The following is a 17,502-nucleotide window of genomic DNA, read 5'->3' as shown; positions in this document are numbered from 1 at the left end:
TCAGGCAAAGCGGGGGATGCGCACATGGCGCAGCCGAAAGCCAGGAAACGTGACATGAATATCGCGAAGACAAAGCTCGCGCTCGCCATCAGCGCGCGGTTGCTACCAACGAGCGCCAGAGGATGTTCAGTGCTGATGCCAGCGCTGGCCTTGAGTTATGGCTTGAGCTTGGCTACACCCGTTCACGCACAAACCGCATCGTCCGGCATGAGTACATCCGATCAGCGCGCCGAACAGGAACTGATCGAGCTTCAGGCCAACCGGCAACACGATGCAGTCGTCTTGCAGCAATCGACCGAGCTGGTCGATCGTCAGCAGAAGGACATCGCAGCTTTGCGCTGCCAAGTGGCTGCACTGCAGAAGCAGTTGCGCGATAACAACATGGCACCGGCAGCGACGTCGTCCGCCGATCTCGCCACACCCTGTGGCGCAGGCGCTGCCGTGGCATCCCAAACATCGCGCACGGCAGCGCTTGTTCCGGCGGGCGTGATGCCTGCATCCAACCATGGCGGTTTTGCGGTGACGCCTGTTGCGACAGGACAGCGTGATGCCGCGGCGATGCCGGACAGTGCGAGCGGAAGCGCGGCGTCGCAGTCCGCCGCAAGCGCAGTGGTCGGTCATATCGCAAGCATCACACTGGCTGCGCGCGACATCACGCGACCACAGCCAGGGCAAGCTGCCGTGGACGGCGATGGTCGCGCCACGAGCAACTGCGACACCACCTCGGTAGCGGTCGATTCCGTACCCGCGTTGCCGCCACTTGCCGATCAGGCTTCCGCCGATGCCTACCTCGCTTCACTGACGCAGTCCGGTGCGGTCAGCGCCGAGCCTGGCGTACCCACCACCGATGTGGACGGACTGAAAGCCAAGCTGCACGACTTCATCGGCCGACCGGTAGACGCGGCGCTGATCAAGGAACTTACGCACACCGCGACCAAGTACGTATCGGCACACACCAACAACATCGTGAACGTGTACGTGCCACCACAACCGCTGCGCAACGGCAATCTGGTGGTGGTGCTGGCCGCGGCGAAGCTCGGTGCCATCCGCACGGAAGGGCAGAAGCACATCTCTTCGCACGATCTGACCTGCGAAGTGCACATGCGGCAGGGCGATCCTGTGAATCTGAAGACGCTCACCAACGATCTGAGCTTCTTGAACAATTCGCCGTGGCGGCAGGTGAGTTCGTCATTCACGCCGGGTGCTCAGCCGGGCGACACCGATCTGATCTTGCAGACAGTCGACCGTTATCCGCTGCGCGTCTACGGCTCGTGGGACAACACGGGTACCGCGTTGACCGGCATGGATCGCTTCCGCGCTGGCGTCAACTGGGGCGATGCGTTCGGCGTCATCGGCAGCCGCCTGGACTACAGCTTCACCTGGAGCGACACCTTCCACCAGCTCAAAGAGCACAGCCTGCTCTACACGATGCCGGTCGGCCAGCGCGACACGCTCACCTTCACAGGCGACTACTCGACCAGCAACATTCCTGTGCAGGATGGCTATTTCAACATGCATGGGAAGAACATCCAGGCCGGCGCGCAATGGACGCATTTGCTGGGTGGTTGGTTCCCCGGCGGCAGTCAGGTTACCGGTGGCTTTGAATACAAGAGCATCGGCGACCAGTTGCTGTTCAATGGCGCTACGGCCACCAATGCGGTGCCGCATATCTATCAGTTCTACACGGGCCTGCAGATTCCGTGGGTCGACCGGTTCGGCAGCAATACGGTCAATACACGTTTCACATTTGCACCGGGTTTCGACGACAGCAAGCAATTCAATGCGGCGCGTGCAGGTGCGAAGTCGGACTACCGTCGCCTCGACTTCACCTATGACCGCTACGTCAATCTGCCGTATGCCTTCTCGCTGCATGGGCGCTTCAACGGACAATGGGCGAACAGCCCGCTCATCTCGAGCGAACAGTTGCAGATTGCCGGTGCGGCTGCCGTACGTGGTTACCGTGAAGACGCCTTGCTGGCAGATTCGGGTTACACAGTGAACCTGGAACTGCTCACGCCAGCAATGCCGGTCATGGTCGGCGGCCTCAACAGCCAATTGCAGGGCGTGGTCTTCTACGACTACGGCCAAGGCTTTGCACGAGGCGCTCCGCTGCAGAACCTTGCGCTCGGCGTTACGCGCAAGACCTTCACCATCGCCAGCACCGGTTTCGGCCTGCGCTTCAACATCAATCCCTGGCTCAGCCTGAAGTCGGAAGTGGGCTGGAGTCTGCTTGGCCCCAACAACCGTCCTGGCTACATCATTCACAACGCGATTGTGATCGCGTACTAACGAGGTTGCTCTCCATGAACATCACTCCTCCGTTTGGCTATCGAGACATCAAAGCCTTGAACCGCGCCGATTACGTGCGCTACTCGACCCCCACCGACACGCCACCTTTCATCAAGGACACCGCCATCGTGCCGCTGAGCCTCGGCGAGATGGTGCCGGCAGCGTGGCATTACCCGCTGGTATTCGTGCGCGATGCCGCGAATGAGCGCGTCTCCCTGGTGGCGATGCTTGGTCTGGCAGCAGGCGAAAACCTGTTCAATACGCAGGCGGGCTGGAAGTCCGAAACCTACCTGCCGGCTTATGTAAGACGCTATCCGTTCTGCATGGCGCGCGTAAGCGTCAATGGTCAGGCCGATCCGAATCTGCTGGTGTGCGTGGAGAAGGACTACGTTGCAGATGATGCAGTCGCGGGCACTCGCCAGCTGTTCGACGGGGAGGGCAGGGCCACGCAGGAATGGCAACAGATTGAATTGTTCTTGCGCGAATACGAGGCCGATCTGGAGCGCACGAATGTCTTCTGCGCGGAGCTGTTGGAATTCGATCTGCTCGAGCCGCTGACGGCCACGGTGACCCGGCCGGGTCAGGACAACTGGCAGGTCACGGGCTTCATGGGCATCAACGAGAAGAAGTTGATGGAACTGCCCGAGGCGGTTGTCGCCGAATGGCACCGCAATGGCTGGCTCGCCCGCGCCTGGTTGCATCTGTTCTCGCTGCAGCGCCTGCAGCGGCTGTTGCAGGAGCGGGGCAATGCGCCTTTCCCTGCTGGCAACGCATGAGCACCCAGCGGCAACCCGCCATGAGAATGAGAGCGATGAAAGCAAACAGGCAGTTTTCGAAACGGATCATCGGCGCACTGGCGCTTGGACTGTTGAGCGGCCATGCGCTGGCACAACAGGCGACTCCGGCATCGGCGGCCGATGCATCGGCCGTATTTGCGAAGGTCAACGGTCAGCCGCTCTACCGCGCGCAGCTCGATAACGTGATGCGGATGGCCGGCTTGCCGGACAACGATGCGACGCGTGCCGCGCTCGAAAAGCAGATGATCTCCGGCGAAGTGGTACGCCAAGCCGCGGAGAAGGCGAACTACGCCGACCGCCCGGAAGTGAAGCAAGTCCTCACGGCTGCCAGGGCGAAAGCCGTCAGTGAGCTGTACCTGCGCGACAACGCCAAGCCTGCCACCGTGACTGATCAGCAGGTCAAGGCACGCTATGACCAGATGGCCGCGCAAGCCGGCAGCCAGGAATACAAGCCGCGCGTCATCAGCGTCGCCGATGATGCGACAGCCGGCCAGGTGCTTGCCAAGCTGAAAAGCGGCCAATCGTTCGATGACCTGGCCAGGCAATACAGCCAGGCTTCCAATCGTGCTGCCGGTGGTGAAATGGGCTGGGTGACTTTCAAGACCCCCGTGACCGACGGCCAAACCGGCGGCTTGCCACTGCCGTTGGCACAGGCCATCGCGCAGCTGAAGGCGGGCGGGTACACCCAGGCGCCTGTGACGCTCGGGACCAGTCGCGTCATCGTGAAGCTCGATGCAGTGCGTCCAACTCAAATCCTGCCGTACGACAAAGTCAAAGATGCGATTCGCCAGCAGCTTGAAGCGAGCCAGCAGCAACAGGCTACGGATGCGTTGGTAGGCAAGCTGACGAAGGACGCGAAGATCGAGCGGTAAAGCGTGGGGTAAGACAGCGCCTGATTGGTGCCGATCCCTCTCCCAAGGGGAGGGGGAGTCGCGGTCTCAAACAATACTGTGGTCCCATGGTGACAATTTCTGTCCCACTAGGACTATTCTGATGCTCTTGGTTCGGAATCGTCTGTAGCTTTACCCACATCTACTTGCAGGGGTTGGGTATGAAGGCAACGAGTCGAACGGGGCGCAGCAGGTGCGTGGGCGTCAGGTGGTGCATGCATCACCGGCCGATTGCGCTCGCTATTGCCCTGACGATGGCGGTAACTCCGGTCATGGCACAAACCTCGCGCCCCAATGCGGGGCAGCTATTGCAACAAACAGCGCCTACGCTGCCGCCGCCGGTGCGGGGGCAGAACCAGGGGGTCAAGGCACCTGGCGCGCCTGGTGTGCCGCAGTCCGAATCGGCGGTCATGATCCAGGTCAAAACCATCCGTTTCTCTGGCAACACCCATATTGATGACGCCAGCTTGCGCCGGGCGATTCCTGAGATCGATCGCACTCAGGGAACGGCTGCCTCACTTTCACAATTGCAGGCGCTGGCCGCCGCGGTTACGCACTATTACCGCCAGCGCGGCTACTTCGTCGCCGTAGCTTATGTGCCGCGCCAGTCGGTGGAAGATGGCGTGGTCACCATCGCCGTGCTGGAGGGCAAGCTCGATCAGACTCACGTGAGCCGCACGGGCGGTTACGATCCGGCGCGGCTGCAACGTTACGAAGACAGCGCGCTATGCAGTCAAAGCAGCGATTGCGGTGGTGCCGCGCTGACGCGCACGCGTGCCGATCGAGCCGTTGGTCTGGCTTCGAGCCTGCCGGGCGTAGTGAGCGCATCAGGCACGCTTTCGCCGGGTTCAGCAGTGGGAACCAGTGACTTCACGCTGGACGCGGTGCCGGGGCCGCGCGTAACCGGCGCGCTGGGTGTCGATGACTACGGCAACGAATACACCGGACGCATTCGCGAAACCGGTGCGCTGCGTTGGAACAGTCCACTGGGCATCGGCGACTTGCTCACGGCCGATGTGGCATTGTCAGATCGCTGGGGCCTCGGCGGCACGCGCGGTCGCGGCGCGCTGAACGGCGTGCTCGATTACAGCTTGCCGGTCGGTTACGACGGCTGGCGTGTCGGCGCCAATTACACGCATCTGCTGTATCGGCTCGGCGCGCCGTTCAACGCCACCGATGCATACGGCGGTGGCAATGAGTTCAACGCCTATGCGGCCTATCCAATACTGCTGGCACCCGACAAGCATTTGTGGGTGCGCGCCAGCTACGGCATCAAGTGGCTGTCCGACAGCGTGCTGGAGGAGACCTTCCATACACGCGACACCACCGTAACGCTCAGCGCGAACGGCGATGCCATCGACACCTTCGGTGGCGGCGGACTCACCCAATACGGCGCGTCGCTCATGCGTGGATTGATCGCCTACGGCCATGGGCCGCGCCCTGTCGATACGCCCAACGCAGCGGGCCATTTCACCAAACTGGATGTCAGTGCCTCCCGCGATCAAACCGTGGGATACCTGGCAAACGACACGCAGCGACTGAGCGTGTACGGTGCGCTGCAAGCGCAGTGGAGCAATACCAATCTCGATTCCGTCGAGAAATTCACCATGGGTGGCCCGGCTGGCGTGCGCGGTTATCCGGTTGGCGAAGCCATCGGCGATGAGGGCGCGATCGCCACGCTGGAATTGCGCGATTCCTTCGCGCTGACCGCATTGGGCGGCGACAACCTCACGCTTTCGCTGTTTCGCGATAACGGCTGGCTGAAGGTGAATCACACGCCATGGGCGGGTTATCAGGGGCTGCGGCAGCGTCATTTAGGTAGCACGGGCATCGGTGCGGATCTGCTGCACCAGGGTCGCTACGACTTCAAGTTGATGTATGCGATCCGCGATCCCGGCGGCGAACCGGATACAGCCACCCGCGATCACCGCGGTTGGCTGTGGGGTCAGGCGCAAATCTTCTTCTGAGCTCCAACGTTTTCGGTGCGACGGCGTACCGGAGAAATGATATGAATGCCAAACTTTATCGTCACGTCTACAACAAGCAGCTGGGCTGCGTGGTGGTTGCACCCGAGATTGCGCGCAGCGGTGCGCATGGTGGAACCACGAACACGACGGCGCGCAGCAAGCTGCCTGCACTGTGCCCATTAGGCATGGCCTTGGTCATGCTGCTGGGCGGAGCACTGCACGCGCAGAGCTTGCCCACTGGCGGCAGCATCGTAGGCGGCCAGGGCCATATTGGCGCGGCCGGCACCACGATGACGGTGCAGCAGAATAGTTCACGGCTGGCGATCAATTGGGCCAGCTTCAACATCGGCACCGGCAATACGGTGGTGTTCAATCAACCTTCCAGCCAAGCAGTAGCGTTGAACACGGTACTGGGCAACAACCCCTCGCAGATCTACGGCAATCTGCAGGCGAACGGCCAGGTGTTTCTGATCAACCCGAACGGCGTGCTGTTCGGCAAGAGCGCACAGGTCAGCGTGGGCGGCCTGTTTGCGAGCACTTTGCCGATCGACACGTCCGCTTTCATGCAGGGTGGCAACGGCTACACCTTCAGTCGCAACGCCAGCAGCGGCGCAGGGCAGGTGATCAACCAAGGTCATCTCAAAGCAGTGAACGGCGGCTTCGTGGTACTGGCCGGCGATCAGGTGATCAACACCGGCACGATCGATGCCACCACCGGCACAGTGGCCTTGGCGTCGGGCGACAGCGTCACGTTGAACCTGGATAACTTCGGTCAGCTGAAGGTTAGCGTTAACGCTGCCACGCTCGGAGCATTGATCAAGAGCCAGGGGCTGATCGAAGCCGATGGCGGCCAGGTACTGTTGACCGCGCGCGGTTTGGATCAACTGCAAACCAACGTGATGAACCTCAGCGGCGTGATCGACGCCCGTTCGATCGGCGCCAAGAACGGCCGGATCGTGATCGATGGTGGCGATGCATCGCAAGGCGACAGCGGCACCGTGGCCTTGCTCGATGCGACGGTGGATGCCTCGGGTGCGAATGCGGGGGAGCAGGGTGGCACGGTGACCATCACCGGCCCGCACGTCAATTTGCAGGGCAGTGCGATCAACGTGAGCGGCTATGCCGGCGGCGGCACCGCGCTGGTCGGTGGCGATGCGCACGGTCAAGGATCGCTGACGCATGCACTCACCACATCGATGGATGCACACAGCAGCATCGATGCTTCGGCGACGGGTAACGGCAACGGCGGCACGGTGGTGCTGTGGTCGGATGAAGAGACCGAATTCGACGGCGCGATTCTTGGGCGTGGCGGCATGCTCGGCGGCAACGGCGGTCATGTGGAGACATCGAGCGAGAACAGCTTGTTGTTTGACCCCGCGCAAGCGGTGGATACACGCGCACCGCACGGCACGTTGGGCACGCTGCTGCTCGATCCCTTGAATATTTTCGTCGTCAACGGCACCGGCGGCTCCAACAGCAGCACCATCGACGGATTGCCCGCAACGGTGAACGGCACCATCACCGATGGCGAGCTCAGATCGGAACTTGCAACCAGCAACGTCGTGCTGACGGCAAGCAGCAACATCAGTGACACCGCGACCGTGAATGTGACCGGGCCGGGCTCGCTGACGATGAGTGCGGCCAATATCAGCCTGGTGGGCAGCTACAACGTCACCGGTGGCATGGCGCTGACCGTGACCGGCACCGGATCGCTCGGCGGAAACATCTCTGGTACCGGCAGCCTGACAGCAACAGGTGGGAGCTGGTCGATCACGGAACCGAATCTAAGGGGCGCGTTGACCGTTACCAATGCGACCGTTTCATTGGGTAACAACAACAATGTTTCCTCGGCAGCACTGATCAACTCGACCTGGAACATGGGCGCGGGTGGCAGTTATACCTTCGGGTCCCAGCTGACCTTGAACAACACAACTGTCAGTTTGAACTGTACTAGCTGTGGCGATAGCTATACCCAGGTGAACAGCCCCGTGATGATGGTGGGCAACAACAGCGTCACCATGTATGGCACCCAGTACCAACAAGGCCTGACTTTTATCGCGGGATTCACCGGCTCGGGCAATGTCTCGCTGTACACGGGCAGTGGTTATCGCAGCTTGCTCGACGTCTACGGCAACATGGCGACCTACTCCGGCAACGTTACCGCCGGTGCAGCCAATGCGCAGCCCTATTGGGTGCAGTTCAATTCCAATAATGGCTGGGGCACGGGCACGCTAACAGTCACGGGCGGCAACGTGTCCGTGAATTACGAATACAACACTGATTTTCGCATCGGATATTACGGGTGTTCGTCCGCAGTCAATCAGCCGACCGCCAAGTTGGTGATAGCCGGCGGTACATTCACCACTGGCGCCAACATGACGATCGGAGCGCTGACCGGCAACGCCGGTGGCACGCTCAATCTGCTTTCGGATACAGCCACCAACGTCACGTTCACCACGGGCTTGCTCAATGACGCCAGCGATCTGTTTGCCGGTGTGATCACAGGGCCTGGCAATCTCACCAAGGTCGGAACCGGCACGCAGATTCTCACTGGTGCCAACAATAACAGCGGGCCGACGCTGGTGAGCGCAGGTACGTTGCAGGTGGGCAATAACGGCACCACCGGTACGCTGGGCACCGGCAAGGTGACCGACAACGCCAACCTCGTGTTCGACTTCTCCAACACGCAAAGCTTGAGCGCCATCAGCAGCAATACCTCGGGCATTACCGGCACCGGCAATTTCACGGCGGAGATGGGCGGTGGTCTTACCGTGGATCGCATCGTCAATCTCAGCGGCGTGCAGAGCAGCATTACCCTGGAAGCGGGTGATGCGACGCCAGCAGGCACGGCGACGGGCGGCGACGTGACGTTCAACAATCCGGTGAACGTCACGGCGGGCGGCACGGTGACGATCTTCCAGGGCAATCCCAATACGGCAACGTTGAATACAAGCATTAACGGTGCGACCGGTACCACGGAATACAAGACATACGATGCGTCGACGGGCATGGTGTCCGGTGCGGTGGCCGGCACGCGCAACTTCTACTATCGCGCGCAGCCTTTGCTCACCGTGGCCAATCTCACCGCCGCCAAGGTGTACGACGGCACCAACTCCGCGCTAGGGCATGTGAATGGAAGCAATGCGACGGTCAGTGGACAGATCGAAGGCGACCAACTCGGCCTCGCCAACCTCAGCCTGACCAGCGCAACGTTCAACACCAGTCATGCCGGAGCGGGCCTCACCCTCAATGCTGGCTACACGGCGAACACCGCGACTTACAACAGCGGTGGCACGACGTGGGTGGTGTCCGGTTACGGCGTGAACGCTTACTCCAATACCGCGGCTGCCAATGTGATTACGCCGGCACCCGTCACGGTGACAGCATCCACACAAACCAAAACCTACGACGGCACCACGACCAGCACGACGCCCGTCACTAACATCACTGGCTTGGTGGCGGGCGATAGCCTCACCGGACTCAATCAGTTCTACAACAGCTCGCAAGTGCTCGGCGTCAATGGTTCCTCGCTGATCGTCAACAGCGGTGGCGTGGGTGTGGCTGGCAATCATTCGAGCCTGTTGAGCGATTACGCCATCACCTACGTCAACAACACCGGAACGATCACGCCAGCGCCTGTAACGGTGACAGCGTCGACACAAACCAAGGTGTATGACGGCACCACTGCAAGCAACCTGTCGGTCACCAACATCACCGGCCTGCTGGCTGGCGACAATCTTACGGGCTTGCTCCAGGCTTATAACAGCTCGCACGCGCTCGGCACGAACGGCTCCTTGCTGATCGTCGACAACAGTAATGTGGGCGTAACCGGCAATCACTCGAGCAGCTTGAGCGACTATGCCGTCAGTTACGTGAGCACGCCGGGTACCATCACACCCGCAGCGGTTACCGTAACGGCCTCCACCGATACCAAGGTTTACGATGGCACCACGGCCAGCGCTGCGCCCGTCACCAACATCACCGGCCTGGTAGCGGGGGATAGCCTCACGGGGCTCAACCAGTACTACAACAGTTCGCAGGTACTGGGCACCAACGGTTCCACCTTGATCGTCAACAGTAGCGGCGTGGGGATCATCGGTAATCACTCCAGCTTGCTGAGCGATTACGCCATCGCTTATGCGGACAATACGGGAACGATCACGCCTGCGCCGGTCACCGTGACAGCGGCGGCGGATACGAAAGTATTCGACGCGACTACGATTAGCACGCAGAACGTCACCAACATCACCGGGCTTGTTCCGGGAGACAGCCTGACGGGTTTGTTCCAGGCGTACAACAATTCGCAGGTACTGGGACCCAATGACTCGTTGCTGGTAGTCAACAGCAGTGGCGTCAGTATCGTTGGCAATAATTCGAGCGTGCTGAACGACTACGCCATCAGCTATGTCAACACGCCAGGAACGATCACGCCGGCATCTGTGGTGGTGACGGCCACCTCCGACACCAAGGTGTACGACGGCACGACTGTCAGCAATCAGGGCGTAACCAACATTACGGGATTGGTGGGTGGTGACGCCCTGACGGGTTTGTTCCAGGCGTATAACAGTTCGCACGCCCTGGGAGTTGGCGACTCATCGCTGGTGGTGAACAACAGCGACGTGGGCGTAAATAGTGGCAATGGCGACACCTTGAGCGACTACGCCATCAGCTACGTCAACACGCCAGGCACGATCACGCCGGCGTCGGTCATTGTTGCAGCGTCCGCCGATACCAAGGTCTACGACAGCACTACGGCCAGCAATGCGACGGTCACCAACGTTACCGGGTTGCTACCAGGCGACACGCTTACCGGTCTCAGCCAGTACTACAACAGCTCGCAGGTGCTAGGTGCCAATGGTTCCACCTTGATCGTCAACAGCAGTGACGTGGGTGTGACGGGCAATCACGCGAGCGCACTCACCGATTACGCCATCGATTATGTAAACGCTAGCGGCACCGTTGCCCAGCGCAATCTGACCATCGAATTGAACAACGTCACCAAGGTCTACGATGGCACCACCGTTGCCTACGCCAAAGGCGGCGTTGCGTTGCCCGCAACAGCCAGCTCAGGTTTGATCGCAGGCGATAAGATCGTCAGCATCGCCGGCGCGGGTGCCTATAATAGCCCGCATGTGCTAGGTGCCCAGTCAGCCAACTTCAGTCTCGCCAATCTCACCATTGATCTGAGTGGCAACGATTTGGCGAATTACCACATAACGCTGATCCAGCCGACCAGCGCGACCATCACGCCGGTGCCGGTATCCGTCACGGCAACGCCGCAAACGAAGGCGTACGACAGCACCACCGCAAGCGCTGACGCCGTCACCAACATTTCTGGCTTGCTGCCGGGCGACAGCTTGACCGGATTGACTCAGGCGTATACCGATCCGAATGCGCAGGGCACGAATGGCTCGACCCTGGTCGTCAACAGCAGCGATGTCGGTATGAGCAGCAATCGTGGCAGCTCGTTGAGCGATTACGCCATCAGCTATGTCGCCAGTGTGGGAACGATCACGCCGCCTCCCGCAGCAGTGTCGAACGTGGCGTCGACCGGCAACAGTGCACCTGGCGTTTCACATGCAGTGCCAACGGAAGTGCCTCCCGCGCGGCCGGTGAGCATTCCGCCGAGCCCCAGTATCGACGTAGCCAAATGGCAAGGTGCATTGCACTCGACGCAATCGATGGCAACTGCGTTTCCGCCACCGTGGTTGACGGTGACGCAGAGCCCGCAATCGCCGCAGATGCTGCAGGTGGCAGACACCGGGCAGCCGCCGACGACTGGCCCGGTCAATTCGGATGCGGCAGGAAGTTCTGCGTCAGGCTTGTATTGCGTGCAGGGTGTGATGCGCGTGCCGGACGGCGTGAATGCGATGCCAGTGGAAAACTGCGCCAGGTCGCGCCGGAGCGGCGGCATTTGAGCGGAGCCAGGAGCGTCTATCGATGAATGCCGGAGCAAAACCTGCGCCGTCCGCAACGGAGCCGATCTTCTCGCTCGGGCGTTTCGAATCCGTGTGCTACGCGCGGCAGCATGAAGCCGCCGCGCGCGAGTTCGTTGCCTTGCTTGGCATGCTCGATCGCAACTACGGTGGGCTCGATCGCAGTTTCTTCGCCCAGCCGACCGCCAGCATGGCTGGCATGGATCAGGATCCGCATATCATCAATCGCATCTGCTCGGCGCTCTCGGCGCTGTTCAGCGATCCGGCGTTCAATCTGTCTTTCGACGGCTATCGGCAGCTGCTGTATTTCCATCGCTGGATTGCCACGTTGTTTGCCGCCAGTTCCTTCCGCAATGCCGATCACATCCTGCGCGCGCTCAATATCAAGGGGCCGGACGCCAGGGCCGTGGAGGTGAACAACCGCGATCTGGCGAAGTTCTGCCTGCTTTACACACCGAATTCCGAAATTCCCATGAACATGGAATCGCTGTGGAAGCACGATCGTCATCTGGCGGCGGCGTTGGCCTGTGCGTTGCTCTCACCACGTTTCCTTGGAACGGCTGCCGCACACGACAAGCGTGAAGTGCTTCTGCAGTGGCTGCCTTCCAAGCTTGACGAGATCGAAGACCTCAACGTGCTGCCCATCGGCGTACTCCACGACGTCTACATGCATTGCAGTTACGCCGACACACCGAAGCGGCATGCGATCAAGGCACCGATCAATCGGCTGGTACGCAAGAAGCTGGTGGAGCAGGGCATCCGGGACGTGGAAGGTCCGCCGCGCGTGCACGCTCCCGGTGAGAAGCCGCTGATGGTGGTGATCCTGGAATGGTTCTCCGGTGCGCACTCCATCTATCGCACCCATTCGGCATCGATCAAGGCGGCGCGTGAACGTTTCCGCGTGGTAGGCATCGGTCACGCGGGCCAGGTGGATGAGCTTGGCAAAGCCGTGTTCGAGGAATACATCGAAGTGGTGGGCGATACGGTGACCTTCGTGCGCGCCAAGGCGCAGGAATTGCGGCCCGATATTGTCTATTACCCGGCGTTCGGCATGTTTCCGCACAGCATCTATCTGACCAATTTGCGGCTGGCACCGGTGCAGATCGTTTCCTACGGACATCCGGCCACGTCGATGTCGCCCTTCATCGATTACTTCGTGCTGCCGGAAGACTGGGTGGGCGATCCTGGCTGTTTCAGCGAAAAGCTGCTGCCACTGCCGAAGTCCGCCATGCCGTTCGTGCCATCGGCACAAAGTGGAAGCTATAAGCAAAACCTTCGCGAGCATCCCGATAAGGTGCGCGTGGCGGTTGCTGCGACCACGATGAAATTGAATCCTGGTTTCATCCATACGCTCGCACGTATCCGACGCGAAGCGGGGAGGCCGGTTGAATTCCATTTTTTCACCGGCGTGGCGCGCGGCCTGGTTTACCTGGAAGCGCGCGACCTGATTCAACGTTACCTGCCAGAAACCGCTATTCACCCCATCATGCCGTATGCCGAATACATGGCACGGGTCAACGAGTGCGACCTGTATCTGAATCCGTTTCCATTCGGCAACACCAACGGCATTGTGGACGTCACAGCATTGGGTCTGGTCGGTGTGTGCAAGACCGGGCCCGAAGTATTGGAACATATCGACGAAGCGCTGTTCACCCGCATGGGTTTGCCGAGCTGGCTTGTTGCCAAATCGGCGGACGAATACGTGCAAGCCGCCGCACAGCTGATCAAGGATGATGAATTGCGGCTTTCCCTGCGACGGAAGTTGCTGGAGAGCGATGCAGGGCAAGCGTTCTATCGGGGGAAGCCGGAGTTGTTCGCGCAAGCGCTGGAAGCCTTGTTCGAGCAGTAAAACATGAGCGCCGATCCCACGTCGTGAGGCGTGATGACCAAATGAAGACGGTAGGAGTTCTCTGATTCAAAAGCTGATACGCGGCAAGTAGCTTTTCAACATCGTCGACGGTGACGTCGGTCGGAATCCAATCCGTCCAGTCGCTCAACGGTGAGGGAGAGCTTTCATGCCTATCTACGAGCAGAGTTACAACATACGCGCACACTGCATGCTGGCTGCACGCGTAGCCCGCGCCCTAGGTTGCACGGAATTGATCCAGTCCCTCGTTGCGGAAGCGCGCTCGGCGCATGCCGAAATCATGGCTTTTGTTCATGCCAACAGCAGGGTACGGAAACACAGGCGCCGTCTTCGACTTGCGGCAAGAAAATCTATTTAAGCATTTCGCGAGGTTTTGCCTGGCGATTTGGGATGCGGCCGAAAGGACAAAGTCCTGCAAATTTCGCTTCAGGATCAAACTATGCGTATTGTCATTGCCGATGATCATCCCGTTGTACTGATGGGGCTGCGCACACTGTTGGAGGAACTGCGCGCTGGCTATGAAGTGGTCGGCGAAGCATGCAATGGTTCCGAACTGAAGGCCGTGCTGGCCAGACACACGTGCGATCTTCTGATCACGGATTTTTCCATGCCATCGTCGGGCGATGAAGCCACGGATGGCCTGATGCTTGCGCATGGACTGCACCAGCATTATTCCGGCCTACCCATTATCGTTCTGACGATGTTGAGCAACGTTGCGCTAGTAAAAGGCATGCTTGCAGCGGGTGTGAAGGGTGTAGTGGAAAAGGGTTCGATGACCAGCGAACTTCATTCGGCCATTCAATCCGTCGGCGCCGGTGGCACCTATGTCAGTCAGCGCTTGCGCGAAAAGCTGCGGGAAAACGGCGGATGTGATGGCGCTCACTCTCACGAAAACGGAAGCAGCTCGACGCTGTCGCCGCGCGAAGCAGAAGTGCTGCGCTTGCTGGCTTGCGGCCTCACTGTTTCGGAAGTGGCCCATCATGTGGGGCGAAGCGTCAAAACCATCAGCCAGCAGAAACACGATGCGATGCGAAAACTGGGCATCGATGGTGAAGGTCAACTATTCGAATACATGCGATTGAATGGACTGTGGTTCTGCTGACGTCATGATTGACACGCATCGCTGATCAAGCTGGACGATGAAGCAATGTCCCTTCGGAATTCTCTGATTCTCTATAAAGAAATCGTCTCTATCATGCATTCTCGATGGCGGCGTACCTCATCGCTCGAAAGCGGAGAAGAAACGACAGATGAGTACGGCACACCCGTTGTTCCGTGCACGCAGGGAAGCGTGCACGTCGGTGAATGGACACCGGCAGCAGATCTCGTCCGCCCCCTGTGACGGATCTGCTGGGATTCTATACATGACCACGGCCGAGCCGACGATTTAATCAGAGCTTCGTATGGAGATGGAACCATGGAACACAGCATCGTTGCGTGGCTTGTCATTGGTGGTGCCGTGGGATGGATATCGGGCCTTAGCGTTCATGGCTTGGGGTGGCTGGTGGATGTTGTCGCCGGCATGCTCGGTGGCTGTATCGGGGGTGCTGTGTCGTGCGCGCTGCACATGTCTTGGGGCGGCCCGCTCCTGAGCATGATCATTACCGCATTGCTCGGAGCCATCATTGTGCTGGCCGTCCTGCAGCGCCTCCGGCGAGCGTGATTTGTTGATTCACGACAAACCTTGCCGCGTTCATGTCAGCGGCCTATCACTGGAAAAGAAAACCATGTCAATGACGGTGCGAAAGAACCATAAGGCAGCAAGTGGCGTGATCATTGCGGCAGCACTGATCACCGGTCTCATCTGTGGTACGACCATGGCGCAAGGGCTCGGCAATCTCGGCGGAAAGCTCGGCGGCATGCTTGGCGGCGGCAGCGGCGGATCCCTGCCGTCGGGCAGTATGGGGAACGTTGCCGGTCTGCTGCAGTATTGCGAAAAGAATAATTATCTCAGCAGTAACTCTGGCGCTGCGGGCATTGCTGGAAAGCTGCTTGGACAGTCACAGGGCGGTACGGGCAATGCCGACTACGTGAGCGGCATGAATGGCATCCTGAAAGGTAGCGACGGCCATTCCACCAATTTGGCGACTGTCGGGGGCGGCAACAGCGACTTGAAGTCGAAGATCGCGACCAAGGCCTGTGGCGTGGTGCTTAAACAGGGGCAGCATTTTCTCGGTCATTGATCGAACAAGAAATGTCGCCGCATTGAGTGCGTATGAATCAAGGATCACGTTCCATCTTATCGAATGCCTGCTGATCGCCCGCCCAGCATTGATTAGAGCATCCTTATCAAGTCTTTCTCTGGTTGCTATATGTGTCGACTCTTACTCGGCCGCGATTCCCGCGGAAGCGAAGGCATTTTTGGTGGTGCGCGGGGATTGCACTTCCAAATGCTCAAGAAAATGAGATCAACTGGATTTCATCGATGCTGACGAAATCCCCGGCGACCGGGATAGCGGGGAGCAATCCCGGTCGCCGGCAGCATCCTGGCCGAGCATGGTGACGGTAACATCACCACACGGAACCCGCCCATCGCAACGTGAAAGGGCAGGTGGCGCATAAGATAGTGTGGCTTGTGTTGTGACAACATCAGAGGATTCCGGACGCTCAAGCATTCATTCGTTTGGAACTATCTGATGTCCATGACGATGTCATGCGGGCATCGCGCACACATCATCCTGGCCGTTTTATAAGCCAACGCATCTATCGACAGGAGGCTAAAGCCAATGAGCCGCAAGATCGTTACAAAAGATGGTGTCGAGATTTTCTACAAAGACTGGGGTAAAGGTCAGCCGATTGTTTTTAGTCATGGTTGGCCTCTGTCTTCGGACGACTGGGATGCCCAGATGTTGTTCTTTCTCGATCATGGATATCGCGTGATCGCTCATGATCGCCGGGGCCATGGGCGTTCCACGCAGACGGCCGATGGTAACGACATGGATCACTACGCCGCGGACTTGGCAGCCCTGACTGAGGCGCTTGACCTTCGAAACGCCATCCACATTGGGCACTCGACCGGTGGTGGTGAAGTAGCTGCCTACGTTGCGCGCCATGGCCTGGAACGAACTGCCAAGATTGTGTTGATTGGTGCGGTGACACCGATCATGGTGAAAAACGCGAACAATCCCGACGGAACGCCGATTGAAGTTTTCGATGGCTTCAGGAAGCAGCTCGTCGCGAACCGAGCGCAGTTCTTCCTCGACATTCCGTCAGGGCCGTTCTACGGATTCAATCGTCCGGGCGCCACAGTGTCCGAGGGCATCATTCGCAATTGGTGGCGCCAAGGCATGATGGGTGGAACCAAGGCCCACTATGACTGCATCAAGGCCTTCTCGGAAACGGATTTCACTGAGGACCTGAAGAAGATCAGCCAGCCCGCTTTGGTCTTGCACGGCGACGACGACCAGGTGGTGCCCTATAAGGATGCCGGCGTGCTGGCAGCCAAGCTCCTCAAGAACTCGACGCTCAAGATCTATCCGGGCTTTTCACACGGCATGGCGACAGTCAATGCGGATGTCATCAACGCGGACATTCTGGCGTTCATCAAAAGCTAAATGTGAAGGCGGTTTCTTTAACAAGAGGCCGCCTTTCTTGCGCATACACCGGGCCTACGGATGGGTCATGCAATAGGCGATACGAGGCAACGCCACAATGCACAAATTCTTTCATTTGCATATCGTTTGAACAGGTATCCGTCAGGTGTACCATCATCCAGCCCAATAGGAGGATCCTCGGTTTCGCCGGGGAGGCAGTAGC

At 59.5% G+C, this 17,502-nt stretch carries 10 protein-coding genes; all 10 read left to right on the top strand.

The window, feature by feature from the left end; genetic code table 11:
- The first annotated feature begins 54 nt into the window (after positions 1 to 54).
- The 10 genes from QQJ86_RS03155 (at position 55) to QQJ86_RS03110 (ending at position 17,300) form a co-directional block, all read left to right on the top strand.
- Entirely contained in the window at positions 55 to 2,289 is a 2,235-nt protein-coding gene (locus QQJ86_RS03155) for a ShlB/FhaC/HecB family hemolysin secretion/activation protein (protein WP_284319450.1), read from the top strand.
- Positions 2,290 to 2,303: 14 nt separating this feature from the next.
- On the top strand, positions 2,304 to 3,065 hold the full coding sequence (locus QQJ86_RS03150; protein WP_284319449.1) for a SapC family protein: 762 nt from the start codon (positions 2,304 to 2,306) through the stop codon (positions 3,063 to 3,065).
- 35 nt (positions 3,066 to 3,100) lie between these two features.
- Positions 3,101 to 3,958 (top strand): peptidylprolyl isomerase, encoded by an 858-nt coding sequence (locus QQJ86_RS03145; RefSeq protein WP_284319448.1) that lies wholly within the window; start codon positions 3,101 to 3,103, stop codon positions 3,956 to 3,958.
- Positions 3,959 to 4,191: 233 nt separating this feature from the next.
- Positions 4,192 to 5,943, top strand: a complete 1,752-nt coding sequence (locus tag QQJ86_RS03140; protein ID WP_284319447.1) for a ShlB/FhaC/HecB family hemolysin secretion/activation protein — start codon at positions 4,192 to 4,194, stop codon at positions 5,941 to 5,943.
- Positions 5,944 to 5,984: 41 nt separating this feature from the next.
- Positions 5,985 to 11,861 carry a two-partner secretion domain-containing protein gene (locus QQJ86_RS03135; protein WP_284319446.1) on the top strand — a complete coding sequence of 1,959 codons (5,877 nt, stop codon included), beginning with the start codon at positions 5,985 to 5,987 and terminating at the stop codon, positions 11,859 to 11,861.
- Positions 11,862 to 11,883: 22 nt separating this feature from the next.
- Complete coding sequence (locus QQJ86_RS03130; protein ID WP_284319445.1) at positions 11,884 to 13,728, top strand: hypothetical protein; 1,845 nt, start codon at positions 11,884 to 11,886, stop codon at positions 13,726 to 13,728.
- A 457-nt stretch (positions 13,729 to 14,185) separates the two neighbouring features.
- Positions 14,186 to 14,848 (top strand): response regulator, encoded by a 663-nt coding sequence (locus QQJ86_RS03125; RefSeq protein WP_284319444.1) that lies wholly within the window; start codon positions 14,186 to 14,188, stop codon positions 14,846 to 14,848.
- Positions 14,849 to 15,163: 315 nt separating this feature from the next.
- The gene (locus QQJ86_RS03120; RefSeq protein ID WP_284319443.1) at positions 15,164 to 15,409 is read left to right on the top strand and encodes a GlsB/YeaQ/YmgE family stress response membrane protein; all 246 of its coding nucleotides are present in this window, start codon (positions 15,164 to 15,166) and stop codon (positions 15,407 to 15,409) included.
- A 1-nt stretch (position 15,410) separates the two neighbouring features.
- Positions 15,411 to 15,929 carry a DUF2501 domain-containing protein gene (locus tag QQJ86_RS03115; RefSeq protein ID WP_284319442.1) on the top strand — a complete coding sequence of 173 codons (519 nt, stop codon included), beginning with the start codon at positions 15,411 to 15,413 and terminating at the stop codon, positions 15,927 to 15,929.
- Between the two features lie 543 nt (positions 15,930 to 16,472).
- Positions 16,473 to 17,300, top strand: coding sequence for an alpha/beta fold hydrolase (locus QQJ86_RS03110; protein ID WP_284319441.1), 828 nt, complete (start codon positions 16,473 to 16,475; stop codon positions 17,298 to 17,300).
- Positions 17,301 to 17,502: the final 202 nt, after the last annotated feature.

The organism is Dyella acidisoli (genome assembly GCF_030160295.1).
GTDB classification, from domain to species: Bacteria; Pseudomonadota; Gammaproteobacteria; order Xanthomonadales; family Rhodanobacteraceae; genus Dyella_B; species Dyella_B acidisoli.
The sequence above is the reverse complement of the archived record's forward strand: the minus strand, read 5'-3'. Positions and strand labels throughout refer to the sequence as shown.